Source organism: Mycobacterium stomatepiae (assembly GCF_010731715.1).
Lineage (GTDB): Bacteria > Actinomycetota > Actinomycetes > Mycobacteriales > Mycobacteriaceae > Mycobacterium > Mycobacterium stomatepiae.
This window is the reverse complement of sequence record NZ_AP022587.1, coordinates 2,883,586-2,907,574: the sequence shown is the minus strand read 5'-3', so window position 1 is coordinate 2,907,574 and position 23,989 is coordinate 2,883,586. Positions and strand designations below refer to the sequence as shown.

Genomic DNA, 23,989 nt, shown 5'->3' with positions numbered 1-23,989 from the left:
GCTCCTAACTGAGAGTTGCGGTAACGGAGACGATGTTGCGCAGTTGGGACAGTGCCTCGCTGTCGTGGAAGTCGCGGCCGTAATCGGCAAACAGCTCGCGCCGAGGCCGCGAACTCACCTGCCAGCCATGGCCGTTCAGGTACTCGACAACGTCGCTGCGCTCGCCGTCGAAGAACAATTGAGACAGGTCGATGTCGCAGCCCAGGTTGAGCCAGCGCTGGTTGAATTCCTGGGCTCGCTGCGACATCGTCGTCTCGGACGGCGGATGAAATTCGGTCGCCAGCATGCTTCCGGGCGCGGACAGCGATGTGATGTTGTCGAAGAGCCGGTCCTGTGCGTCGGGGGGCAGATACATCAGTAAGCCCTCGGCGCTCCACGACGTCGGCTGGGTCACGTCGAACCCGCTGCTGCGCAAGGCCGCCGGCCAGTCATCGCGAAGATCGACGCTGACGGTGCGCCGCTCGACGGACGGTGCGGCGCCCAGGGTCGACATCGTGGTGGTCTTGAACTCGATGACTTGAGGCTGATCGACCTCGTAGACCACGCTGCCGTTCGGCCAGGGCAGCCGGTAGGCGCGGGCGTCGAGCCCGGCGGCCAGAATCACCGCCTGGCGGATCCCGTCGCGTCCGGCATTGAGGAAGAAATCGTCGAAGAAGCGAGTGCGCACCGCGATCGAGTCGGTCTCGACCCGCAGGTCTCCCTGGCCGCCCTCGGGCGTTTCGGCCGCGGTCAGCTTGCCGTCGACCACCCGGGTGAAGAAATCCAGCCCGACCGCCCGTACCAGTGGAGCCGCGAACGGGTCGTTGATGATCGGGTTCTCCTCGTTGCTGGCCACCGCGCGGGCCGCGGCGACCATCGTGGCCGTGGCGCCGACGCTCGAGGCCAGATCCCAACTGTCTTGGTCAGTGCGTGTCATGGTGCTCCTCAACCGTCAGCAGCAGCTTTGATACTTAGCAAATGCAACGAGCTGACAAAACTCTACGCCTCGTGGCTGTCCGCTTCCTGAATTTTTGAGCGCAGTTGGTAAGGCTCCATGACGCCCTTTTAAGGATCTGGTCCCACCAGCTGTTAGTCTCGTACACGATTTGACGCGTGACGCCGTACGTCATGGCCTGCGGGTGTTGAGCGCGCGTAACGCAGGATGACCCCCCCGGCCGCGCAGGAGGATAGAAGTGCTTTCGGCTTTCATCTCGTCGCTGCGAACAGTCGACTTGAGACGGAAGATCCTCTTCACGCTTGGCATTGTCGTGCTGTATCGCGTCGGCGCCGCATTGCCGTCGCCCGGCGTCAATTTCCCGAACGTGCAGCAGTGCATTAAAGAGGCCAGCGGTGGCGAAGCCGGCCAGATCTACTCGCTGATCAACCTGTTTTCCGGAGGCGCGCTGCTCAAGCTGACGGTGTTCGCGGTGGGCGTAATGCCCTACATCACCGCCAGCATCATCGTGCAGCTGCTCACCGTGGTCATTCCGCGGTTCGAGGAACTGCGCAAGGAAGGCCAGTCCGGCCAGGCCAAGATGACGCAGTACACGCGCTACCTGGCGATTGCCCTGGCGATCCTGCAGGCCACCAGCATCGTGGCGCTGGCGGCCAACGGCGGCCTACTGCAGGGCTGCTCGCTGGACATCATCGCCGACCAGAGCATCTTCACGCTGGTCGTCATCGTGCTGGTGATGACCAGTGGCGCGGCGCTGGTGATGTGGATGGGTGAACTGATCACCGAGCGCGGCATCGGCAACGGAATGTCGCTGCTGATCTTCGTCGGCATCGCCGCCCGCATTCCGTCCGAAGGCAAGACGATCCTGGACAGCCGCGGCGGGATGATCTTCACCGCCGTGCTGCTCGCCGCGCTACTGATCATCGTCGGCGTGGTGTTCGTCGAGCAGGGCCAGCGCCGCATCCCGGTGCAATACGCCAAGCGCATGGTGGGCCGCCGGATGTACGGCGGGACCTCGACGTATCTGCCGCTCAAGGTCAACCAGGCCGGCGTTATCCCGGTCATCTTCGCGTCGTCGCTGATCTACATTCCGCACCTGATCACCCAGTTGATCCGCAGCGGTAGCGGCGGCGTGGGCAACAGCTGGTGGGACAAGTTCGTCGGCACCTACCTGTCCGACCCGAGCGATCCGGTCTACATCGGCATCTATTTCGGTCTCATCATCTTCTTCACGTACTTCTATGTATCGATCACCTTCAACCCCGACGAGCGCGCTGACGAAATGAAGAAGTTCGGCGGCTTCATCCCCGGCATTCGGCCGGGCAAGCCCACCGCCGACTATCTGCGTTTCGTGCTGAGCAGGATCACGCTTCCGGGCTCGATCTACCTCGGTGCGATCGCGGTGCTGCCCAACCTGTTCCTGCAGATCGGAAACGCCGGGGCGGTGCAGAACCTGCCGTTCGGTGGTACGGCGGTTCTGATCATGATTGGCGTCGGGTTGGATACGGTCAAACAGATCGAGAGTCAGCTGATGCAGCGCAACTACGAAGGGTTCCTCAAGTGAGAGTCGTTTTGCTGGGGCCACCGGGGGCGGGTAAAGGTACACAGTCGGAGAAACTCAGCGAGAAGCTCGGGATTCCGCAGATCTCCACCGGGGATCTGTTCCGCAGCAACATCGGCCAGGGCACCAAGCTGGGCCTGGAGGCCAAGCGCTATCTGGATGCCGGCGACCTGGTGCCCTCCGACCTGACCAACCAGCTCGTCGATGACCGGCTGAACGACCCGGACACGGCCGGCGGCTTCATCCTGGACGGATACCCGCGCTCGATCGAGCAGGCCAAAGCGCTGCACGACATGCTCGGACGCCGTGGCACCGACATCGACGCGGTGCTGGAGTTCCGGGTGTCCGAGGACGAGCTGTTGCAGCGGCTCAAGGGCCGCGGCCGCGCAGACGACACCGAGGACGTCATCCTCAACCGGTTCAAGGTCTATCGCGACGAAACCGCGCCGCTGCTGGAGTACTACCGCGACCAATTGAAGACCGTCGACGCCATCGGATCGTTGGACGAGGTATTCGCCCGCGCGCTGCGAGCACTGGGCAAGTAACGATGCGCGCGCTGGCGCGGCTGCGTAGTCGCAAGGTAGTGCCGCAGCGCAGCCCCGGCGAACTCGACGCGATGGCCGCGGCCGGTGGCGCGGTCGCCGCCGCGCTGCAGGCGGTGCACGCGGCCGCCGTCGCCGGGGTGTCGACCCTGAGCCTGGACGAAATCGCCGAGTCGGTAATCCGGGAGGCCGGCGCGACGCCGTCGTTCCTGGGTTATCACGGCTATCCGGCGTCGATCTGTGCGTCGGTGAACGACCGAGTGGTGCATGGCATCCCCTCCGCCGCGGAGCTATTGGCCCCCGGCGACCTGGTGTCCATCGACTGCGGCGCGATCCTGCGGGGCTGGCACGGCGACGCGGCGATCACGTTCGGGGTCGGGGCGCTCGATCCCAACGACGAAGCACTGTCCGCGGCTACCCGAGAGTCGTTGGAGGCCGGCATCGCGGCGATGATCCCCGGTAACCGGTTGACCGACGTCGCGCACGCCATCGAAATGGGAACGCGTGCGGCCGAGCATCGCCACCGCCGCGCGTTCGGCATCGTCGAGGGCTACGGCGGCCACGGCATCGGCCGGCAGATGCACATGGACCCGTTCCTGCCCAACGAGGGGGCTCCGGGCCGCGGACCGCTGCTGGCCCCCGGTTCGGTGCTGGCCATCGAGCCGATGTTGACCCTCGGAACAGGAAAAACGCGGGTGCTCGACGACGACTGGACGGTCACCACCACCGACGGATCGCGCGCGGCGCACTGGGAGCACACCGTGGCGGTCACCGCCGACGGACCCCGGATTCTCACCCAGAGCGAAATCTCGAACTAAACGCCTACTCCACTCGTGTCAATGGGCAGGAGGTGATCGAGTGGCTCGTGGCGCAGGTACTTGGAGGGCGTCCGGGGCGGCAGAAGCTGAGTTGATGAAGGCGCTCTACGACGAGCACGCCGCTGTCCTGTGGCGCTATGCGCTACGGCTGACCGGCGATGCCGCGCACGCCGAGGACGTCGTTCAGGAAACGCTGCTCCGTGCCTGGCAGCACCCGGAAGTGGTGGGTGACACCGAGCGATCGGCGCGTGCCTGGCTGTTCACCGTTGCCCGAAACATGATCATCGACGACCGACGCAGCGCCCGCTATCGCAACGTGGTCGGCTCGCTGGACGAAGAGGGAGCGCCGGAGCAGGCCACCCCCGACGAGGTCAACGCGGCGCTGGACCGGTTGCTGATCGCTGATGCGATGACGCAACTGTCCGCGGAACACGCTGCCGTCATCGAGCGGTCCTACTACCGCGGATGGACCACCGCACAGATTGCTGCGGACCTTGACATTGCCGAAGGAACCGTGAAGTCGCGGCTACACTATGCCGTGCGGGCTTTGCGGCTCACTCTGCAGGAACTCGGAGTTACACGATGACAGCGCGACGCCTTCGCAAGGCACCAATCCGTGTGGTCATCGGCTCCGAATGCTTGAAGGGTGACAGGAGATGGATGAAATGAAGACGCCGATACCAGGTGTTGGCCCGCCCGGCGACAACGAGGTCTTTGGTCTGATCATGGGTGACAGCCACCGCTACGCGATGTGGGATGCCGCATACGTGCTGGGTTCGCTGTCGTCGGTCGACCGCCGCGAATTCGAAGAGCACATGGTGCACTGCGCCGCGTGCCGGGAGGCCGTCGCTGAACTCAGTGGCGTGCCGGCCCTGCTTTCGCAGCTTGATAGCGAAGAAGTCGCCGCGATCGCGAAGTCCGGCGACATCCCACCGGTGACCCCGGAGCCCTCGCCCGAGCTACTGCCGTCATTGCTGGCGAAGGTGGCCTGGCGCCGGCGGCGCACCCGGGTGATCACCTGGGTGGCCTCGTCCGCCGCGGCCGCGGTGCTGGCGGTTGGAGTGTTCGTCGGCATTCAGGGTCACAGCCCGTCGGCGGCGCCCGTCCAGTCGGTGGCCGCGTCGTCGGAGATGGCGCAGGTGGGTACCAACCTGCTGACGTCGACGGTGCAGATCTCCAGCCAGCACTGGGGGACGTCGATCAACTTGAGATGCGTTTGTCTGGCTCCGCCGTACGCGCACCACGACACGTTGGCGATGGTTGTGGTCGGTCGCGACGGCAGCCAGACCCGGTTGGCGACCTGGGTGGCCGAACCCGGCCACACCGCGACGCCCGCCGCGAGCATCTCGACGCCGATCGAGCAGATCGCCGCCGTGCAGGTGGTCGCCGCCGATAGCGGTCAGGTTTTGTTGCAACGTTCGCTGTAATACCCGTCAGGTGAACCGGCGGCTCACCTGACTCGTGCCATAGGCATCGTCTCAATCGAACTTAGGTGAGCAGATGCCCCGGAAATACCGCGTTGTCGACCACATCGTCGAAGGCCTCACGTCAATCGGCGTCGACCACATCTTCGGTGTGGACGGCGCCAACATCGAAGACCTTTACGACGCTGCATATTTCCGGTCCGGCATCATGGCCGTCCTGGCCAAGCACGAGTTCTCTGCCGCCACGATGGCCGACGGATACAGCCGCAGCGGCGCCGGGCTGGGCGTGGTGGCCGCGACGTCCGGCGGCGGTGCGCTGAATCTTGTAGCGGGCCTTGGGGAGTCGCTGACGAGCCGGGTCCCGGTGCTGGCGCTGGTCGGTCAGGCCCCGATGACGATGGACGGATGCGGCAGCTTTCAGGACACCAGCGGCAACAACGGTTCACTGAACGCCGAGGCGGTTTTCGCCGCGGTTTCGCTGTCCTGCGAGCGGGTGCTGCGGCCGGCCGACATCGGTGCGGCGCTATCCCGGGCCATCGCCGCGGCGCGCACCGGGGGTCCGGCAGTCTTGTTGCTGCCCAAGGATATTCAGCAGGCGCTCGTTTACACCGACCGCTGCGGCGGCATCGGTAACGACCCGCGGCCGATCGGAAACCCGCAGCCGATCATTCCGGTGCTGCGCAATGCCACCGGACCGATCACCATCATCGCCGGCGAGCAGGTGGCCCGCGACAACGCACGCGCCGAGCTCGAGGAGTTGCGCGCATTGCTGCGGGCCCGGGTGGCCACCGTGCCGGATGCCAAAGACGCTTCCGACACACCAGGATTGGGATCGTCGTCCGCATTGGGAGTCACCGGAGTGATGGGCCACCCGGGTGTCGCCGACGCGGTGGCCGCCAGCGCGGTGTGCCTCGTCGTCGGTACCCGGCTGTCGGTCACGGCCCGCGCCGGGCTCGACGACGTCCTGTCGGCGGTGCGTACCGTCTCGATCGGCGCTGCGCGGCCTTATGTTCCATGCACCCATGTCCACACCGACGACCTGCGTGGCTCGCTGCGGATGCTGACTCATGCCCTGTCCGGCTCCGGGCGCCCGACCGGCGTGCGGGTGCCCGACGCCGTGTCTCGCTCCGAATTGACGCCCCCGTCTTGGTTTGGCGAAGGCCTGCGCTACCGCGATGCGATGGCGGTGCTTGACCGCGTCCTGCCCGACGGCGCCGACATCGTGGTCGATGCGGGCAACACCGGTGCGTCTGCCGTGCACTACCTGCCCGCCCGGCGGGGCGGCAGGTTCACGGTCGCACTAGGCATGGGCGGCATGGGCTATAGCTTCGGAGCCGGCATCGGAATGGCTTTCGGGCGGGCCAACAGCGGACGGCCGAGCGGGCGCACCGTGGTGATCGCCGGCGATGGAGCGTTTTTCATGCACGGCATGGAGGTGCACACCGCGGTGCAGTACCGACTGCCGGTGACCTTCGTGTTGTTCAACAACAATGCGCACGCCATGTGTGTAACCCGCGAGCAGCTGTTCTACGAAAACTTATACAGCTACAACCGGTTTCGGCCTAGCCGGCTCGGCGCCGGGCTGGCCGCCATGTTCCCGGGCCTCACGTCGCTCGACGTGAGCGACTCCAAAGGACTCGCCGCCGCGATGGGCACGGCGCTCGACATCGACGGCCCGGCGGTGGTCAGCGTCGAGTGCGCCGCCGACGAGATCCCACCGTTCGCGCCCTTTCTCACCGCGGCGAAGACCGAAACCCTTGCTATCGACGAGATTCCGACCGTTAAGGAGAAATGCAACAATGTCGCTGCCAGCGCTTGAAGATATTCCCGACCTTATCGATGGGGTCACTCGCATCGAAACCAGTCCCCGGGAGCAGGCCACGCCGATCATCATGGACATGATGCGATCGGTGTACCCACACGATCAGGTCTTCGGTGAGTACTGCACCGTCAACGATTACGTCGACTGCCCGCCCGACGAGCTGTTTGAATACCTTTCCGACACCCGCAGTCTCGAAGAGTGGACTTACAGCCTGCGCGGTTTCACCCCGACCGACGAGCCCGGTTTATGGCTGGCCTACGACCGGCTCGGCTGGGAGACCGAGATCTACACGCGCACCGTCGCCAACGCGCAGGCTCGCACCGTCGACTACCACTGCGCGTGGGATCAGGGCAAGCACCTGTGGATGATCTATTTGATGCGGGTCATCGACGCGCTGGTGGTTCTCGACAAGCCCGGTTCGGTTGTGCTGTGGACGAATTGCCACCACCCGTTCTACGACCACAACCCGTACCCGGAGACCGCACCGGCGCAGCGCCCGGTATGGGTCGGCGACTTCTGGGACATGTTCGGAGCAGGCCACCTGCTGGAAATGAAGAACCTCAAGGCGATCGCCGAGTAACGCCACCACAATGGCTTGCCGGTGACCCCCGAATGGATGAGATGAGCGAATCATGGATAAACCAAACGTCAGCCTGATCGACGTCTCCACCTACCTGCCCGGCGAGCCAATCCCCGCCGATTACTACGCGCAGTTCGCCGAATCCGACGAGCTGCGGGAGAATGTTATGTTCCGGGCTCCGAAGTTTCGCCATCACGTCGGGCGGGACGAGAGTTCGATCGACATGATCGAACGTGCCGTGCAGGGGCTAATCGAACGGCACGGCCACGACGTCGTCGAAGGCGCCGACGTGCTGATCACCCACACTCAGGTACCCGACATGGCGTTCTACGGGCAGGGCGGCGGCATCGCGCACCGACTGGGCCTGCGACCGTCGTGGGTTCTCGACCTGAACAACGGCGGATGTGCGGCATTTGTGTTGGCGCTCAACGTGGCCCGTAAACTGCTGTCGTCCGGTGAAGGACACACTGCGCTGATCGCGATCGCGCAGAACGCGGCCGGTCAATTCTTCGACCAGCCGACGATTCGCCGTAAGGCGCAGTCGGCGGTGCCCGGCGACGGCGCCGCGGTCGGACTGGTCACGGTGAGCGACAAGTCGCCGATCCTGGATATCGAGTGCCGCACCTTCGGCGAATATGCCGGAGAGATGACGCTCTCCTACGACCCGCCGCGTAAGTGGTGGGAGGCGGGCCCCGGCGAGGGCAGCATCGGCTTCACCGAAAGCAAGATCACCAAGGTGCTCGCCCGCGGCAACCGGCAGGTTCCCGAGGTGGCCTACGCGGTGTGTGACCGAATCGGGTTGCCCACCAAGGACATCGACCTGATGGTTACCAACCAGCCCAACCGGGCGTTCCTGCGCAACTGGCGTGACGCGCTGGAGTTGCCGGCCGAACGGCACCGCGACACCTTCGAGGAATGCGGCAACCTGTTCGGTGCCGGGATCCCGGTCAATCTGGACCGTGCGATATCCGACGGCCAGCTCAACGCCGGCGACGTGCTGCTGATGGCGGGCTTCGCCCACGCCGGCGACTTCGCCGGTGCGGCGGCGGTGCGCTGGGGCGGGCGAGACTGATGCAACCCGTGGCACATGCCGCCACCGTGGAGGTCGATGACTCCGTCCCAGCTGCAATCGACCCACTAGCGTTGTCACTTAACGAAAATCCGTTCCCGCCGCTTCCCGCGGTGCGGTCGGTTCTGGTCAAGTCGATCGATGCGGCCAACCGATATCCGGAGTTCCTACCCGAGCGGCTGCGTAACTTGATCGCGGGCCGGATCGGGGTCGGTTCGGAGCAGGTAGTGCTGGGTGCCGGCGCGACGGGGGTGGTGCTGCAGACGTTGCAGGCTCTCACCGTTCCGGGCGACACGATGGTCACGTCGACACCCACCTTCGACGGGTACCCGATCATCGCGCAGATGGCGCGGCTGAACTTGGTGACGGTGCCACTGGACAAGGGCGGTCACAACGACCTCGACCGGCTTGCCGACGCGGCCGCGACCGCCCGGGTCGTCGTGGTGTGCCGGCCACACAACCCCACCGGCACGCTGGAGCCGACGTCGCACCTGTTCCGCTTCCTGCGCCGCGTGCGTCGCGAAACCATCGTGCTGCTCGACGAGACGTACATCGAATTCACCGCACCCGAACACCGGATCGAAGTTGCGGCGCTGGCGCGGCGATTCCCGAATGTGGTGGTGGTGCGGACGTTTTCCAAGGCGTACGGGCTGGCCGGGCTGCGGATCGGCTATGGGGTGGCGGCGCCCGAGCTGGCGGCGACGATGTGGTCGCACCAGCTGCCGTTCGGCATCGCGATGACCAGTCTGCCTGCGGTTACGGCGTCCTACAGCGCCGAAGACGAACTGCTGCAACGGATCCGGATGATCACCTCCGAGCGGCGGTACCTGCGGATGCGCCTGTCCGCGCTGGGGATATACACGACCGATGCCCACGCGAACTTCATGTACCTGCCGTCCAAGAGTGCACGGGGCCGGCCGTGGAGTGAGATGTTCGCCGACAGCGGGCTTCGGGTGCGCTGCTATCCGGACGGTGGCGCCCGGATTACCGTGGCCAGCCGCGCATCCACTTTGGCGGTGCTGTCCGCGGTGGGCAAAGTAAGCACACGCTGAATCGCGCCAGTTGACCCGCTTTTGCCGCGGGTGCGGTAAGAAAAGGCGTGGCCCCGGACAAGAAGCGCGACCCAATCGCCGCGGCACGCGCCAACTGGGAGCGTGCTGGCTGGGGCGATGTCTCGCAGGGCATGGTCGCGGTGACCTCGGTGATGCGTGCGCACCAGATCCTGCTGGCGCGGGTGGAGACGGCGCTGCGGCCCTATGACCTGAGCTTCTCGCGCTACGAGTTGCTGCGGCTGCTTGCCTTCAGCCGGACCGGGGCGCTGCCGATCACCAAGGCATCCGACCGGCTTCAGGTGCACGTCACCAGTGTCACCCACGCGATCCGCCGGCTGGAGTCCGACGGGCTGGTCCAGCGGGTCCCGCACCCCACCGATGGGCGCACGACGCTGGTGCAGATCACCGAGCTCGGCCGCTCCACGGTCGAGGACGCCACCGTCACGCTCAACGAGCAGGTGTTCGCCGACATCGGCATGGAGAACGCCGAATCCCAGGCGCTGGTGGAGTCGATTGAAACGCTGCGCCGCAACGCCGGTGACTTCTAGCCGGCGGCCCACTGTTTGGCGCGTTCGAGTTCGTCGAGCCCGAACACGGCGAGTTCGCCCGGAACCATCCACGCCAGCGCGTGCAGGGTATGGCCGACCCATTCCTTGTCGGACACGACCGCGATCCGCTTGAACGCCGAATGATGCTTGAATACGGCCCCCAGACCCAACTTCAGATCCTCGACCAACCCGCCGGGTCCGAAGCCCTCGTAATCGGACGCGATGACCTCCACGATCCTGATCTCGTCGTCTTTCACCAGCTCTGCCATCGCGGGCTTGAAGTCGCGCAGATCGTCACCGTTCAACCGGCCCGATACCCGGATGCCGGTAACTCCCGCCGGCATGTCGTGCAGTATTTCGATCATCGGATACTCCTTCGGAGACAACCGCGTTGCGGACGGCCGTCAGCCGCGCAGCATTTCTATGACGGCGCTGAAATCCTTGTCGGCATGGTCGGCGGCGAATTTCGCGTAGATCTCGGCGGCATGCGTGCCCAGCGGCGCGGCCGAGCCGGTCGACGATACGGCATCCATCGCCAGGCCCAGGTCCTTGTTCATCAGCGCGGTCGCGAAGCCGGGCTTGAAGTCGTTGTTGGCCGGCGATGTCGGAACCGGTCCCGGCACCGGGCAATTGGTGTGCACCGCCCAGCAGTTGCCGGTCGCGCCGGTGATCACGTCGAACAGCGACTGTGCCGACAGCCCGAGCTTCTCGGCTAGGACGAACGCCTCGCCGACCGCGATCTGTTGCACCGCGAGCACCATGTTGTTGCACACCTTGGCGGCCTGTCCGGCCCCCGCGGCGCCGCAGTGGATGATCTTGCCCGCCATGGGTTCCAGCACCGGCCGCGCCCGTTGCACCGCGGACTCGTCGCCGCCGACCATGAATGCCAGCGTCCCGCCGACGGCGCCCTTCACACCACCGGAGACCGGCGCGTCCAGCTGCGCAACCCCGTGGGCCTGGGCCTGCGAGTGCACCTCGCGGGCGTCGTTGACCGAGATCGTGGAGCTGTCGATGAACAATGCGCCGGACCGCGCAGCGGGCAGGATGTCGGCGTAGCAGCGTTTGACGATGTCGCCGTTGGGCAGCATGGTGATAACCACGTCGGCACCGGCCACCGCGTCGGCGGCGCGGTCGAATCCGGTGACGCCGGCCTCGACCGCCGCGGATAACGCCGCCGGCACAGGGTCGAATCCGCGCACCGCATGTTTGGCCGCTACGAGATTCGTCGCCATGGGCCCGCCCATGTGGCCCAGGCCCAGGAAGGCAACGGTCAGGTGCTCGGTCATCTGAAGACCTTTCTACGCGGTTGCGCGGACCCGTGCGGCTTCGGCCCGGCCGATGACCACCCGCATGATCTCGTTGGTGCCCTCGAGGATTCGGTGCACCCGAAGATCGCGGACGATCTTTTCCAGACCGTACTCGCGCAGGTAGCCGTAGCCACCGTGGAGTTGCAGCGCCTTGTCCGCAACGTCGAAGCAGGTGTCGGTGACGTAGCGCTTGGCCATCGCGCATAGCTCGACCTTGTCGGGGTCGTCGGCGTCCAACGCACTTGCCGCCCGCCACAACATCATTCGCGAAGTCTCCAGGCCGGTCGCCATGTCGGCCAGGGTGAACCGGATGGTGGGCTCATCGAGCAGTGCGGAGCCGAACGCCTGGCGCTCCCGCACGTACGCGCCCGCCTTGTCGAAGGCGGATTGGGCGCCGCCCAGCGAGCACGCCGCGATGTTGAGCCGACCGCCGTTGAGGCCCTTCATCGCAATGCCGAACCCGGCGCCCTCGCCGTCGGCGCCGCCGAGCATCGCGTCGGCGGGGATCCGCACTCCCTCGAGGATCACCTGTGCTGTGGGTTGGGCATGCCAGCCCATCTTCTCCTCAAGCGTGCCGAAACTCAGTCCCGGAGTGCCCTTTTCGATGATGAAGGCCGAAATGCCGCGCGGGCCGGGCTTTTCTGGGCCGCCCGTTCTTGCCATCACCACGTAGACATCGGACGCGCCCGCCCCTGAGATGAACTGCTTGACACCGTCGAGCACATAGTCGCCCCCGTGCTTGACCGCGCGGGTGCTCAACGCGCTGGCATCGGATCCGGCGCCGGGCTCGGTCAGGCAATAGCTCGCGATGACATCCATCGGCGCCAGCCGCGGAATCCATTCCTTGCGTTGCTCGTCGGTGCCGAAGCTGTCGATCATCCACGCGCACATATTGTGGATGGACAGGAACGCGGCGGTGGTGGGATCGGCGATGGCCAGCTGCTCGAAGATTCGCACCCCGTCGAGGCGGCGCAGCCCGCTGCCGCCGACGTCGTCGCGACAGTAGATCGCCGCCATGCCGAGCTCGGCGGCCTCGCGCAATACGTCGGTTGGGAAGTGATGGGCGGCTTCCCATTCCAGGGCGAACGGGGCTATGCGCTTGGCCGCGAACGCGGCCGCCGTCTCGGCGATGACGCGTTCGTCGTCGTTCAGGGTGAACATGACCTAATCCATCGTCGGGATGACGAATTCGGCACCGTCCTTGATGCCGGACGGCCACCGCGACGTCACGGTCTTGGTCTTGGTGTAGAACTGGATCGACTGCGGACCGTGCTGGTTGAGGTCACCGAAGCCGGAGCGCTTCCAGCCGCCGAAGGTGTGGTAGGCCACCGGCACCGGGATCGGCACGTTGACACCGACCATGCCGACTTCCACACGTGACACGAAGTCGCGCGCGGCGTCACCGTCGCGGGTGAAGATCGCCACGCCGTTGCCGTATTCGTGCTCGGACGGCAGCCGCAACCCCTCCTCGTAGTCGTGGGCTCGCACGATGCACAACACCGGCCCGAAGATCTCGTCGGTGTAGATCGACATGTCGGTGGTGACGTGGTCGAACAGGGTCGGGCCGATGAAGAACCCGCCTTCGAGGTTGGCATCACCGAAGGTCAGGTCATCGCTGCGGCGGTCGCGGCCGTCGATCACGATTTCGGCGCCGGCGGCCACACCCTGGTCGATGTAGTTGCGCACCCGGGCGACCGCGGCCTCGGTGACCAGCGGGCCGTAGTCGGCCTTGGGGTCCAGGCTGTGGCCGACGCGCAGCTGGTTGATCCGCTCGACGAGCCTGGCGCGCAGCCGATCCGCGGTCTGCTCGCCGACCGGAACCGCGACGCTGATCGCCATGCAGCGCTCGCCGGCGCTGCCGTAACCGGCACCGGTCAGCGCGTCGACGGCCTGGTCGAGGTCGGCGTCGGGCATCACAATCATGTGGTTCTTGGCGCCGCCGAAACACTGCGACCGCTTGTCGTGGGCGGCGGCCGTCGAGTAGATGTAGTGCGCGATGTCGGAGCTGCCGACGAAGCCGACCGCCTTGATGCTCGGGTGGTGCAGGATGGCGTCGACGGCTTCCTTGTCGCCGTGGACGACCTGGAACACACCCGGTGGCAGGCCGGCCTCGAGAAACAGCTCGGCAAGCCGCACCGGCACCGACGGGTCGCGCTCACTTGGCTTGAGCACGAACGCGTTTCCACACGCCAGTGCCGGTCCCGCCTTCCACAGCGGGATCATCGCCGGGAAGTTGAACGGGGTGATGCCCGCGACCACGCCGAGGGGCAGGCGCAGCGAGTAGACGTCGATGCCGGGGCCGGCGCCCTCGCTGTAGTCGCCCTTGAGCAGGTGCGGGATCCCGATGCAGAACTCGATCACCTCGATGCCGCGCTGGATGTCGCCGCGCGCGTCGGGCACTGTCTTGCCATGCTCGAGGGACAGCAACTCGGCCAGCTCGTCGGTGTTCTTGTTGACCAGCTCGACGAACTTCATCATCACCCGCGCGCGTCGCTGCGGATTCATTGAGGCCCAACCCTTTTGGGCCTCAACCGCCGAGGCGACGGCGGCATCGACGTCGGCCGCCGACGCCAGTGGGACTTTTGCCTGCACCTCGCCGGTGCTGGGGTTGAAGACGTCGGCGGTGCGGGTGGACCGGCCGGCAACGCGCTTCCCGTCGATGAAGTGCGGGATCTGTGTGGTCATGGGGTGCCCTTGGGTGTCGTTCGCGTAAGTGAGCGGATACTTGCATATCCTAGTAACCGGGCTCTGACCTTGGCAAGGCGGGTTACCAGTCGTCGTCGTCCGGGCTAGCGTTGAGCCCGGCATGCTCACCATCGAAGCCGATTACCTGGTCATCGGCGCGGGCGCCATGGGGATGGCGTTCCTCGACACGCTGGTCTCCGAGACGGAGGCCAGCGTCGTGGTGGTGGATCGCAACGACGCGCCCGGCGGGCATTGGACGGCTGCTTACCCGTTCGTCCGGTTGCATCAACCGTCGGTGTTCTACGGCGTCGACTCGCTTCGGCTCGGCCGCGACACCATCGATCAGGCCGGTTGGAACAAGGGGCTTTACGAGCTGGCGACGGCCGGGGAAGTCTGCGGCTATTACGACCACGTGATGCGCCAGCGGCTGGTGTCGACCGACCGGGTCCGCTACTTCCCGCAGAGCGAATACCTCGGCGCGGGTCGGTTCGTCACGCTGGCCGGCGCCGAATACGCCGTGCACGTGGCGTGCCGGATCGTCGACGCCACCTACCTGCGGGTGGAGGTGCCCGCGATGCGCCCGCCGCCGTATCGGGTCGCACCCGGCATCGCCTGCGTCCCACCCAACGACCTGCCGAGCCGCGCCGCCCATGAGCGCTACGTCGTGGTCGGGGCCGGCAAGACCGGCATCGACACCTGCCTGTGGCTGCTGGGCCGTGGCGTCGACCCGGACCGGCTGACCTGGATCATGCCCCGCGACTCCTGGCTGTTGGATCGCGCCACGATGCAGCCCGGGGCGGCGTTCGCCGACCGGATCAAGGTGGGTTTCATCGCACAGTTGCGCGCGATCCGGGACGCCACGTCACCCGACGATCTGTTCGCCCGCCTCGAGGAAGCCGGCTCCCTGCTGCGGATAGACCCGGCGGCGCGGCCCACGATGTCTCGCTGCGCTACCGTCACCCAGGCCGAACTGGACGGGCTGCGCCGCATCGGCGATGTGGTGCGTCGGGGCCACTTGCTGGCCATCGAGGACGACACGATGGTGCTCGAGGGCGGCGCACGGAGGATGGACGAGGGCGCGCTCTACATCGACTGCACCGCAGACGGCGCCGAAAAGCGTCCCGCCACTGCGATTTTCGAGCCGGGGCGCATAACGCTGCAAAGCGTGCGCGGGTGTCAGCAGATTTTCAGCGCCTCTCTGATCTCCCACGTGGAGGCGGCCTATCCGGATGACGCCACCAAAAACGAGTTGTGTGTGCCGTTGCCGCACCCCGACACCGACCTGGACTGGTTACGCATCGCGCTGGCCGACTACAGCAACCAACTGCGCTGGTTCGACGACCCCGACCTGACCGCCTGGCTGTCGTCCTCGCGCCTGGATCTCTTCGGCCATCTGGTGGGCCAATTGCTACCGCCGGCCTCGACCAAGCCACGGGTGCGCGATCGGCTACTGGGCATCGCCAAATCGGTGCTCGCGGCGACCGCCGACAAGCTCGACGAACTCATCGGCGCCGATGCATAGGGACCGCGCTCCGGCCCGGGTGTAACCGCCGCTGCTATTCATCGGGGAGGAGGCACGTGACGTCACCTAACGAACCCGCGGGCCCGCGTCCCCTGCGCGCGGTACCCGACCAAGGCTTTCAGGGCTACCCGGACTGGGAAGCCGTTTACCAGGACAACGCGACCTGGGTGTACCGGACGTTGGTTGCCCGCGTCGGCAACCGGGCCGACGCCGAGGACCTCACCGCGGAGGTGTTCCTCGCCGCGCTGCGGCCGCTACGGCTGACCGCGAGCGTCGCCGAGGTGCGTGCCTACCTGCGCGCCACGGCGCGAACCGTGCTGGCCGCGCACTGGCGCGAGACCCTAGGGCGGGAGATAACCTCGATCGAGGCGGACATCGAGCAGCCACCCGAGAGCGAGGAAGCGATCAGCACTGCGCCGGCGCGCGTCGCCCAGGTTCTCGGCAACCTGCCGGACCGCTATCGCCATATTCTGGAATTGCGTTTCCTGCAAGGTAATTCGATCAAGGAATCCGCCGCGAAACTCGGAATCAGCGTCGCCAATGCCAAGGTGCTCCAACATCGGGCGCTGCGGCTGGCGGCGCAGGTCAACGATGGGGGCCAGCCATGAACGCGCGAGGGTTGCGCCGCTACGTCGACGATCTGCTGCGGGGACGCCGGCCAAAACCGTTCGCGCCGGACGACTTCGAGGCTGCGCAGATCCGCATGGCGATCGAGCTGCGCGCGGCCGGTCAGGGTGACGACGCCCCGCGACCGCAATTCCTTGACGATCTGCACCGGCGACTGGCCGAACAAATGTCCGGTGCGCCAGCGCAACCGGAGCCGAAACCGAATACGACCCGGCGTCAAGTGATCGTCGGAACATCCGCCGCGGCGGCCGCAGCGGTCACCGCGGTCTCCGTCGATCGAGCAGTGACGGGGAATGTCACCGAAGGCCCCGTCGTCGCTGCAGAGCTAGAGCCCAAGGATGGAACCTGGCAGCGCGTCGCGGCCAGTGCGGACGTGCCCGACGCGCGCATGCACGCGTTTGACCTCGGGTCCGTCAGCGGATTCGTCCGCCGCGTCGATGGCAAGGCGCAGGCCGTATCCGGGGTGTGCACACATCAGGGATGCCGGTTGTGGTTCGACGCACCCGACGGCCGTTTGCGCTGCCCGTGCCATTCGACCTCGTTCTCCCCTGCCGGAGAAGTCATCACTCATCAACTGCCAATCGCGCCAAATCCATTGCCCAAGTTGATGGTTCGTGAGGCGAACGGAGTCATCGAGGTGTTCGCTCCGCCGAATCCCGAACGGTCCGGCTAAGTGGTTCGGCCGGCTCGGCGGCAGCCCACTTCTCTTTGAGTCGAGATTTCAGGGACATTGCGGGCTTTTCGACTACGAACCAGCTCAGTGCGGCCAGCGGAAGGGTAGCAATCATCGCAATGATCGTGAACAGGAAGGGATTGAGACCGACCAGCCCCGAGATCACCAGCAACTGCTGAACCGGGAAGCCATAAATGTAGAAGCCATAGGATAGATCGGTCGGCAACCTCACGTACTTATTGCGGACGAGAGCGCCGGAAACGATGATGGCATATGCCAGTGGAATTGCGCCGATGAAACGATAATCGGGTAGTAGGCTGGCCGCGAGAACGATAACCCCACTTACTGCGACGAGTGACCATCGCGCAGGAATCACGTCTTTCCACTGGTACATGACAGCGCCTGCCGCAAACATGATGGTGAAGCGCGCAATGCACTGTGCCATGTTCCAAGTCCCGGTGGGTGTCATGGTTGGATTACCTGCGGCCAATAGCATTGCCAGTGCCAATACCGTCACGGAAGTCCATCGGCGACGAGCCAGTCCCGCTACTCCGAGAACTGCAACTCCGATGTAGCACAGCAGTTCGAAGAAGAGGGTCCACAGAGGCCCGTCCCACAGACCCGAAATAGGGATGCCGGTCGGCGTTCCGCCGACACCGTGGTCCAATATCGCGACCGCGCTGTTTTCCACCACGAACTCGAATGGCGCCCCGGACGATAGCAGCTGTGCGGCTGATCCCCCTTGAATAGCGACACCAATCGGCGCGAATACGAAGGCGACGACAATAAGACAGACGTAGAAGCCCGGAAGGATGCGCAAAGCCCGAGCTATGAGATAGTCACGGAGTCGTGGATGGTTGAGCCAGCTTGCGGTGATGAGAAAGCCTGAGATCACAAAGAACCCGTCTACGCCCAATGTGAACATCATTCGCCGTACCGGCGCCGACGCCACGTCACTACCTGTGACGCCGAAGGAGTGCCAGACGATGACTTCGGTGGCCAGTATCAGCCGCCATGCGTTCAACGCATTGTTTTTTGGATCGAATATCTGCGCGAGCTTCATTTGCCGGCACCAGCCGTTTCGGCTCTTGGTGCTATTCCGTCTGTGCCGTTAGCAACCACTCTCGGATTGAGCGCCGTAAACCCACACCCCGTATTCAGTACATCAATTCGGACATCGAGAACTTGACCCCGCGCCATATACCCCGCCTATATCCGTCGCCCCCCGCCGGATGAGCTGTCGGCGTCCGATCGTGGATCGTATACGATCCGTTAAGCGTATACGATCCAGACCCCGAGGATCAACTGCCGATTCCCCAGAGGCGTTGCCTGCATTGATGGTAGGCGAGCCCAAACGTGGCTATCGAAGTGCTCGCCCTGCCACAACCGGAACAACCGGCCTAACAGTGTAACCACCCTTCCTATCTGTTGGCGACAGTTCCGCAGCCCTGGGAGTTCATAATGCCTATTGCCCTGTTCCGAAAACATCCGGCTATGCTTGCGACGGGCGTGCTCTTGATCGCCGGATGCTCCGCGTCGCGCCCTGATGCGCACGCCGCGGTCACTATGGGGCCGGATTCCGGTGCGACGCCGTCGATGACCGCACCCTCGATACCGGCGAGCGGTAACCAGGTCGCCATCGACGGCTTCGCGTTCGCGCCCGCGACGCTGACGGTTCGCGCGGGTACCGCGGTCACCTGGATCAATCGCGACGAAGAGCCCCACACCGTGGCCGCTACTGACGGCTCCTTTCATTCACCCGGCATGGCGACGGGAGCCAGCTTCACCCACACCTTCTCCACCGCAGGAACTTTCGACTACGTCTGCTCGATTCACCCGATGATGCACGGCACCGTGGTGGTGACACCATAACGCGCGCCGGCGACGATGCAGAGCGCAGCGACGAGGAGTGGCGCCATGAATAATGATCCCCGCATGATGAATCGCCGCCAGCTGCTCCGGCACGGAGCATGGTTCGGAGCGGCGGTCGGCTTCGCGGTAGCCAGCGGCGAGGTGATCTCACATGTCGCCGGGGCCGCCGCGTCCGATCGCGCAAAACTCAAGCCCGCCCTGCGCTTCGCCCAGGTCAGCGACAGCCACATCGGCTTCACCGGCACGCCGAACCCGGACGTGTCCGCCTCGTTCGGGCATGCGATCGATCAGATCAACAACCTTGGTTACACACCGGATTTCGTCATTCACACCGGCGATCTCACCCACTTGTCCACCCCCGAGCAGTTCGACCAGGTGAAGCAGATGACGAGCGGGCTGAAAACGCCGCACGTGTTCACCGTGCCGGGGGAGCACGATTCGGTCGACGACGCGGGGCAGAAATACCGCAAGGTGTTCGGCGCCGGATCGATGGGTGACGGGTGGTACAGCTTCGACATCGCAGGCATCCACGTGATCGCATTGGTCAACACGCTGAACCTGCGCAAGCTCGGGCATCTGGGTGTCGATCAGTTGGAGTTCGTCGAAAAGAACGTCGCGGGCCTGTCGAGCGATACCCCGATCATCGTGTTCAGCCACATCCCGTTGTTCGCGATGTATCCGGACTGGGGCTGGGGCACCGACGACGCCACTCAGGCGCTCAGCTACCTGCGCCGGTTTGCCTCGGTGACATGCATCAACGGCCATGTGCACCAACTCTTTTCCAAGACCGAAGGCAACGTGTCGTTCTACAGCGGAACGACGACCGCCTACCCGCTGCCTCATCCCGGCGATGGGCCGGCGCCCAAGCCGATCACGCTGCCGGCCGGAAGGCTGCGCGACGCGCTGGGTATCCGCGAGGTCAGTTACACCAAGGGCGAGACCGCCTTGGCCTTGAAGGAGCAGACGCTGCAATGAATATCCTGGTCCGGATCGGCTTCGCCGCGTCGTTGCTCAGCAGTGCCGCCAGCCACGCCTATCTCTATGTCCACGGCTACCAGCACATTCCGACGATCGGCACGGGCTTTTTGGTCCAGGCCAGCATCTCGTTCGCCGTCGGCGTCCTGATCCTGCTCGGCGGCCCGTGGTGGTTGCGCTGGGCCGCGGCCGCGATCGCCGGCGGCTCATTGCTCGCCTTCGCATTGTCGCGAACCTCGGGGCTTTTCGGCTTTACCGAGCACGGGTGGGATCCCTCGCCGTACGCGGCGATCAGCGTGGGAGCCGAGGCCTTGACCGTGCTGCTATGGACGCTTTCCGGTTACCCCGACGGTGTCAGGTTCGGCTGGCTTCGGGGAGCTCGACGCCAGCCCGCTTCCTCCTGAGACGAGCCTTGAGGGACTGCGCGGGTTTTTCGATCAGGAACCAGCTCAGCGCCGCCAGCGGCAGGGTAGCGATCGTCGCAATGATCGCGAACACAAAGGGATTCAGACGGACGAGCCCGCAGATAACCAGCAACTGCTGCATCGGGAAGGCATAAATGTAGACGCCGTAGGACAGATCCGTCGGCAACCTCAAATACCTGTTGTGGATGAGCGCGCCGGAAACGATGACGGCGCACGCCAGCGGAATGGCGCCGGCCAGACGGTAGTCGGGCAGAAGGCCGGCCAACAGAACGAGAACCACACTCAGCGCCACGAGTGACCATCGCGCGGGAATTGCGTCTTTCCACTGATACACGAGGGCACCGGCGGCAAACACGATGGCAAAGCGTGCAATGCACTGCCAGTTGCTCCACACACCGGGAAATGTCATGGGCGGCAAGCACGCAGCAAAAGCCACGGCCAGCACGAGCACCACCGCGGAAGTCCAGCGACGATGTGCCAATCCCGCCAATCCGAGAAGCGCAACACCGACATAGCAGAGCACCTCGTAGATAAGCGCCCACAATGACCCATTCCACATGTGCGGGAAGGGGACTCCGGTCGGAGTTCCACCGACATCGAATTGGAGCACCACCACGGCGCTGTTTTTCAGCACGTACTCGAATGGCGCGCCGGACAGCAGCAGCTTGGCGGCCGCTCCACCCTGAATCGCCACGCTGATTGGGGCGATGACAAACGCGGTCACCGCCAGGCAGACGTAGAGCCCGGGCAGAATGCGAAGGGCCCGAGCGACGACGTAATCGCGGAGTTTCGGGGTGTTGAGCCAGCTCGCGGTGATCAGGAAGCCCGAGATCGCGAAGAACCCGTCGACGCCCACCCCGAACAGCAATTGTCGTGCGTGCGCGGACGGCAGGATGCCACCCGTGACGGCGAACGAATGCCAGAGGATCACTTCGGCGGCTATGGCCAGCCGCAACGCATTCAGCGCATTACTTCGCGGATCAAATACCTGCCCGAGTTTCATACGTCCCCGCTCCCGGCGTTATCCGGTCTTTGCATTTAATCGCATTCATCGCTTCTTCGCACCTACGAAACCGGTTCTGGCAACGCGGTTTGCGGCCTCGGTGCCGTCACGTTCGGCCGGCTTCGACGAGCTCGGAGCCGGACCACTTCCGCTTGAGCTGGAACTTGAATGACCGTGCGGGTTTTTCGACCAGCAACCAGCTCAGCGCGGCCATCGGCACGACGGCCGTCGTCGAAAGTCCAGCGAAAACTATCGGATTCAGTGTCGCAAACCCACAGCTTGCGAGCAATTGCTGCGTCGGGAATGCGTAGATGTAGACGCCATAGGACAAGTCCGTACGCAATCTCAGGTATTTGATATGAATTTTGGCCGCCGATACGATGACCGCGTACGCCAGCGGAAGGGCGGCGACGACCCGGTAGTCGGGCAGCAGGGCGGCCGACACGACGACGATGACCGCGCTTACCGCGACCAGCCACCACCGGGCGGGAACCACGTCGCGCCACTGATACAGCACCGCCCCCGACGCGAACATGATCGCGGTTCGCACCACGAGCTGCCAAACCGTCCACACTCCGGGGAAGGTGAGCGGGGGCACCAAGGTCGCGCCAATTGCGGCCACCTCCAGCAGCACTGGCGAAATCCAGCGGCGATTGCCCAGTCCGGCGAGCCCGAGGCCCGCGACCGTGAGGTAGCACATCAATTCCCAGATCAGCGACCACAGCGAAGCGTTCCAGCCACCCTCGGGAAAGGGGACACCGCGTGGGGTTGCGCCCACGAAATGCTGGATGTACGCCACCCCACTGTTTTTCAGCACGAACTCGATCGGGGCGAAGGAAGTCAGCAGCTTCGTGGCCGAACCGCCCGTGATCGCCATATTGAGCGGGGCGAACACGAACGCGGTGACGATCAGGCAGACGTAGAGCCCGGGCAGGATGCGCAGCGCTCGAGCGGAGAGGAAGTTCCGCACCTTCGGATCGTTGAGCCAGCTCGCGGTGATCAGAAATCCCGAGATCGCAAAGAACCCGTCAACGCCCACCGAGAACAGCAGCTGAAGGAGCACGTGCGGCGGGGTGCGGCCGGTGACCGGCCAGGAGTGGAACAGCATGACCTCGGCGGCCAGCAAGAGCCGAAACAGATTCAGAGCGCTATTTCGCGGATCGAAGACCTGCGCCAGTTTCACCCACGCCAAAGGTAGTCGATTGGCGCCGGGCACTGAGCGGGCCGAAAGGCAGCCGGCCTACGCCGCGCCGTGAACTCCCGAGGTCGGCTGCCCGGTGACGGGGTCGGTCGCCGTGGCCTCGGGCGTGCCGTCGGCTTTCCGGCGCCCGGGCGCGGACCACTTCCGTTTGAGACGAGACTTCAGCTTCATCGCGGGCTTCTCTATGCAGAACCAGCTCAGCGCGGCGAGCGGCAGCGTCGCGATGACCGCAACGACAAAGAACACCGCCGGATGTAGGAATCCGAGCCCGAAAATCACCAGCAACTGCTGAGTCGGGAATGCGTAAATGTAGTAGCCGTAGGACAGATCCGTGCGTAGCGTCAGGCGTTCCTTGCGGATCAGGGCACCCGAGACGATGACGGCGTATGCCAGCGGAAGGGCCGCGACCACGCGGTAATCGGGCAGCGAAACGGCGGCTGCCACGACGATGACCACGCTCACCGCGACGAGTGACCATCGAGCGGGGATCGTCCCGCGCCACTGATACATCAGGGCGCCGGCGGAGAACATGATGGCCGAGCGCACGGCGAGCTGGGGGATGGTCCACGACCCGGGGAAGGTCAGTGGCGGCAGCAGTGTCGCCCCGAGTACCGCGAGCGCCAAGATCGCCGGCGAGAGCCATCGGCGGTTCGCGAGCCCGACAACGCCGATAACAGCGATCGCGATGTAACACAGGACTTCCCAGATTAGGGACCACAGCGAAGCGTTCCAGATTCCAGGGGACGCGACCTTCAGCGGTGTGCCGGCGACGTCGAACTGAAGCACGGATATCAGGGTCGCGTTGTTCAAGACGTACGTGAACGGCGCGCTGGACTGCAGTAGTTTTGCGGGCGACCCACCCTGAACCGCGACGCTGAGCGGGGCGAACACGAATGCGGTGATGATCAAGCAGACGTAGAGCCCCGGCAGGATACGCAGGGCGCGGGCGGCGAGATAGTCGCGGACGCGCGGGTCGCGGAGCCAACTGGCGGTGATCAGAAATCCCGAGATCGCGAAGAACCCGTCGACGCCGACCGCGAACATCAGCTGGAGCAGCGCGTGCGGCGGCATGTGCCCCGTGATGGGCCAGGAGTGGAACAGCATGACCTCGGCGGCCAGTCCCAGCCGGAACAGGTTCAATGTGTTTCGCCGTGGTTCAAACACCTGCTCGAGCTTCATCACGCACTACTTCCGCCACTTCCGCCACTGCACCGCTCCTGGTAGGCGCCATCGTAACGGCCGAAAGCCGGTGGGCGGGTGCGGACGCGGCGATACGGTCAGGTGCAGATCGCCAAACCAGCTGCGGGTGCCTCCGCAATTTCGGTTCGTGAGCAGCAGTGTGCGGTGCT

At 65.0% G+C, this 23,989-nt stretch carries 25 protein-coding genes; 16 read left to right on the top strand and 9 right to left on the bottom strand.

The genetic code is table 11. The features are described from left to right. Window positions 1-4 precede the first annotated feature (4 nt). Window positions 5-916, bottom strand: a complete 912-nt coding sequence (locus G6N54_RS13595) for a class I SAM-dependent methyltransferase (RefSeq protein WP_163790595.1) — start codon at window positions 914-916, stop codon at window positions 5-7. 256 nt (window positions 917-1,172) lie between these two features. Between G6N54_RS13595 and secY the strand changes: the two genes are divergently transcribed. The 10 genes from secY to G6N54_RS13545 all read left to right on the top strand — a co-directional run bounded on the left by secY (window position 1,173) and on the right by G6N54_RS13545 (window position 10,350). Next, on the top strand, window positions 1,173-2,498 hold the full coding sequence (gene secY / locus G6N54_RS13590; RefSeq protein ID WP_085224557.1) for a preprotein translocase subunit SecY: 1,326 nt from the start codon (window positions 1,173-1,175) through the stop codon (window positions 2,496-2,498). After that, on the top strand, window positions 2,495-3,040 hold the full coding sequence (locus G6N54_RS13585) for an adenylate kinase (RefSeq protein ID WP_163790594.1): 546 nt from the start codon (window positions 2,495-2,497) through the stop codon (window positions 3,038-3,040). Before secY ends, G6N54_RS13585 begins: the two co-directional genes overlap by 4 nt. 2 nt (window positions 3,041-3,042) lie before the next feature. Beyond that, window positions 3,043-3,855 (top strand): type I methionyl aminopeptidase, encoded by an 813-nt coding sequence (gene map, locus G6N54_RS13580; RefSeq protein ID WP_163790593.1) that lies wholly within the window; start codon window positions 3,043-3,045, stop codon window positions 3,853-3,855. Window positions 3,856-3,895: 40 nt separating this feature from the next. Then, window positions 3,896-4,441: a sigma-70 family RNA polymerase sigma factor gene (locus G6N54_RS13575; protein ID WP_163790592.1), complete on the top strand. Its 546-nt coding sequence runs from the start codon at window positions 3,896-3,898 to the stop codon at window positions 4,439-4,441. Between the two features lie 70 nt (window positions 4,442-4,511). Then, window positions 4,512-5,282 carry an anti-sigma factor family protein gene (locus tag G6N54_RS13570; protein ID WP_163790591.1) on the top strand — a complete coding sequence of 257 codons (771 nt, stop codon included), beginning with the start codon at window positions 4,512-4,514 and terminating at the stop codon, window positions 5,280-5,282. A gap of 73 nt (window positions 5,283-5,355) precedes the next feature. After that, the gene (locus G6N54_RS13565; RefSeq protein ID WP_163790590.1) at window positions 5,356-7,098 is read left to right on the top strand and encodes a thiamine pyrophosphate-binding protein; all 1,743 of its coding nucleotides are present in this window, start codon (window positions 5,356-5,358) and stop codon (window positions 7,096-7,098) included. Next, on the top strand, window positions 7,079-7,681 hold the full coding sequence (locus G6N54_RS13560) for an SRPBCC family protein (protein ID WP_163790589.1): 603 nt from the start codon (window positions 7,079-7,081) through the stop codon (window positions 7,679-7,681). The genes G6N54_RS13565 and G6N54_RS13560 overlap by 20 nt, the downstream gene beginning before the upstream one ends. Before the next feature lie 52 nt (window positions 7,682-7,733). Continuing rightward, on the top strand, window positions 7,734-8,753 hold the full coding sequence (locus tag G6N54_RS13555; RefSeq protein WP_163790588.1) for a 3-oxoacyl-ACP synthase III family protein: 1,020 nt from the start codon (window positions 7,734-7,736) through the stop codon (window positions 8,751-8,753). After that, window positions 8,753-9,802, top strand: coding sequence for a pyridoxal phosphate-dependent aminotransferase (locus tag G6N54_RS13550; protein WP_163790587.1), 1,050 nt, complete (start codon window positions 8,753-8,755; stop codon window positions 9,800-9,802). The genes G6N54_RS13555 and G6N54_RS13550 overlap by 1 nt, the downstream gene beginning before the upstream one ends. 47 nt (window positions 9,803-9,849) lie before the next feature. After that, window positions 9,850-10,350 carry a MarR family transcriptional regulator gene (locus tag G6N54_RS13545; RefSeq protein WP_163790586.1) on the top strand — a complete coding sequence of 167 codons (501 nt, stop codon included), beginning with the start codon at window positions 9,850-9,852 and terminating at the stop codon, window positions 10,348-10,350. Here the strand turns inward: G6N54_RS13545 and G6N54_RS13540 are convergent. From G6N54_RS13540 to G6N54_RS13525, 4 genes are read right to left on the bottom strand one after another with little or no spacing between them, the layout of a single operon-like run. Continuing rightward, the gene (locus G6N54_RS13540; protein ID WP_163790585.1) at window positions 10,347-10,715 is read right to left on the bottom strand and encodes a SpoIIAA family protein; all 369 of its coding nucleotides are present in this window, start codon (window positions 10,713-10,715) and stop codon (window positions 10,347-10,349) included. The two genes, G6N54_RS13545 and G6N54_RS13540, sit on opposite strands and share 4 nt — an antisense overlap. Before the next feature lie 39 nt (window positions 10,716-10,754). Next, complete coding sequence (gene mmsB / locus G6N54_RS13535) at window positions 10,755-11,636, bottom strand: 3-hydroxyisobutyrate dehydrogenase (protein ID WP_163790584.1); 882 nt, start codon at window positions 11,634-11,636, stop codon at window positions 10,755-10,757. 12 nt (window positions 11,637-11,648) lie between these two features. After that, window positions 11,649-12,818, bottom strand: a complete 1,170-nt coding sequence (locus G6N54_RS13530; RefSeq protein ID WP_163790583.1) for an acyl-CoA dehydrogenase family protein — start codon at window positions 12,816-12,818, stop codon at window positions 11,649-11,651. A 3-nt stretch (window positions 12,819-12,821) separates the two neighbouring features. Further along, the gene (locus tag G6N54_RS13525) at window positions 12,822-14,342 is read right to left on the bottom strand and encodes a CoA-acylating methylmalonate-semialdehyde dehydrogenase (RefSeq protein WP_163790582.1); all 1,521 of its coding nucleotides are present in this window, start codon (window positions 14,340-14,342) and stop codon (window positions 12,822-12,824) included. Between the two features lie 121 nt (window positions 14,343-14,463). Here G6N54_RS13525 and G6N54_RS13520 point away from each other — a divergent pair, with 121 nt between their 5' ends. Genes G6N54_RS13520 through G6N54_RS13510 form a run of 3 tightly spaced genes read left to right on the top strand, consistent with a single transcriptional unit; the run spans window position 14,464 to window position 17,164 of the window. Beyond that, window positions 14,464-15,864 (top strand): NAD(P)/FAD-dependent oxidoreductase, encoded by a 1,401-nt coding sequence (locus G6N54_RS13520; protein ID WP_163790581.1) that lies wholly within the window; start codon window positions 14,464-14,466, stop codon window positions 15,862-15,864. Window positions 15,865-15,920: 56 nt separating this feature from the next. Further along, window positions 15,921-16,472 carry an RNA polymerase sigma factor gene (locus G6N54_RS13515; protein ID WP_163790580.1) on the top strand — a complete coding sequence of 184 codons (552 nt, stop codon included), beginning with the start codon at window positions 15,921-15,923 and terminating at the stop codon, window positions 16,470-16,472. Beyond that, on the top strand, window positions 16,469-17,164 hold the full coding sequence (locus G6N54_RS13510; RefSeq protein WP_163790579.1) for a Rieske (2Fe-2S) protein: 696 nt from the start codon (window positions 16,469-16,471) through the stop codon (window positions 17,162-17,164). Before G6N54_RS13515 ends, G6N54_RS13510 begins: the two co-directional genes overlap by 4 nt. Here the strand turns inward: G6N54_RS13510 and G6N54_RS13505 are convergent. After that, window positions 17,121-18,227, bottom strand: a complete 1,107-nt coding sequence (locus G6N54_RS13505; RefSeq protein ID WP_163790578.1) for an acyltransferase family protein — start codon at window positions 18,225-18,227, stop codon at window positions 17,121-17,123. The genes G6N54_RS13510 and G6N54_RS13505 overlap by 44 nt on opposite strands. Before the next feature lie 398 nt (window positions 18,228-18,625). Here G6N54_RS13505 and G6N54_RS13500 point away from each other — a divergent pair, with 398 nt between their 5' ends. Genes G6N54_RS13500 through G6N54_RS13490 form a run of 3 tightly spaced genes read left to right on the top strand, consistent with a single transcriptional unit; the run spans window position 18,626 to window position 20,415 of the window. Continuing rightward, window positions 18,626-19,036 carry a cupredoxin domain-containing protein gene (locus tag G6N54_RS13500; protein WP_163790577.1) on the top strand — a complete coding sequence of 137 codons (411 nt, stop codon included), beginning with the start codon at window positions 18,626-18,628 and terminating at the stop codon, window positions 19,034-19,036. Window positions 19,037-19,081: 45 nt separating this feature from the next. Beyond that, complete coding sequence (locus tag G6N54_RS13495; protein WP_163790576.1) at window positions 19,082-20,011, top strand: metallophosphoesterase family protein; 930 nt, start codon at window positions 19,082-19,084, stop codon at window positions 20,009-20,011. Next, window positions 20,008-20,415 carry a hypothetical protein gene (locus G6N54_RS13490; RefSeq protein WP_163790575.1) on the top strand — a complete coding sequence of 136 codons (408 nt, stop codon included), beginning with the start codon at window positions 20,008-20,010 and terminating at the stop codon, window positions 20,413-20,415. Before G6N54_RS13495 ends, G6N54_RS13490 begins: the two co-directional genes overlap by 4 nt. Here G6N54_RS13490 and G6N54_RS13485 read toward each other — a convergent pair. The 3 genes from G6N54_RS13485 to G6N54_RS13475 form a co-directional block, all read right to left on the bottom strand. Further along, a complete protein-coding gene (locus G6N54_RS13485) occupies window positions 20,366-21,439 on the bottom strand; it encodes an acyltransferase family protein (RefSeq protein WP_163790574.1) in 1,074 nt (357 codons plus the stop codon). The genes G6N54_RS13490 and G6N54_RS13485 overlap by 50 nt on opposite strands. Before the next feature lie 106 nt (window positions 21,440-21,545). Then, on the bottom strand, window positions 21,546-22,622 hold the full coding sequence (locus G6N54_RS13480) for an acyltransferase family protein (protein ID WP_163790573.1): 1,077 nt from the start codon (window positions 22,620-22,622) through the stop codon (window positions 21,546-21,548). Between the two features lie 57 nt (window positions 22,623-22,679). Further along, a complete protein-coding gene (locus tag G6N54_RS13475; RefSeq protein WP_163790572.1) occupies window positions 22,680-23,819 on the bottom strand; it encodes an acyltransferase family protein in 1,140 nt (379 codons plus the stop codon). Window positions 23,820-23,989: the final 170 nt, after the last annotated feature.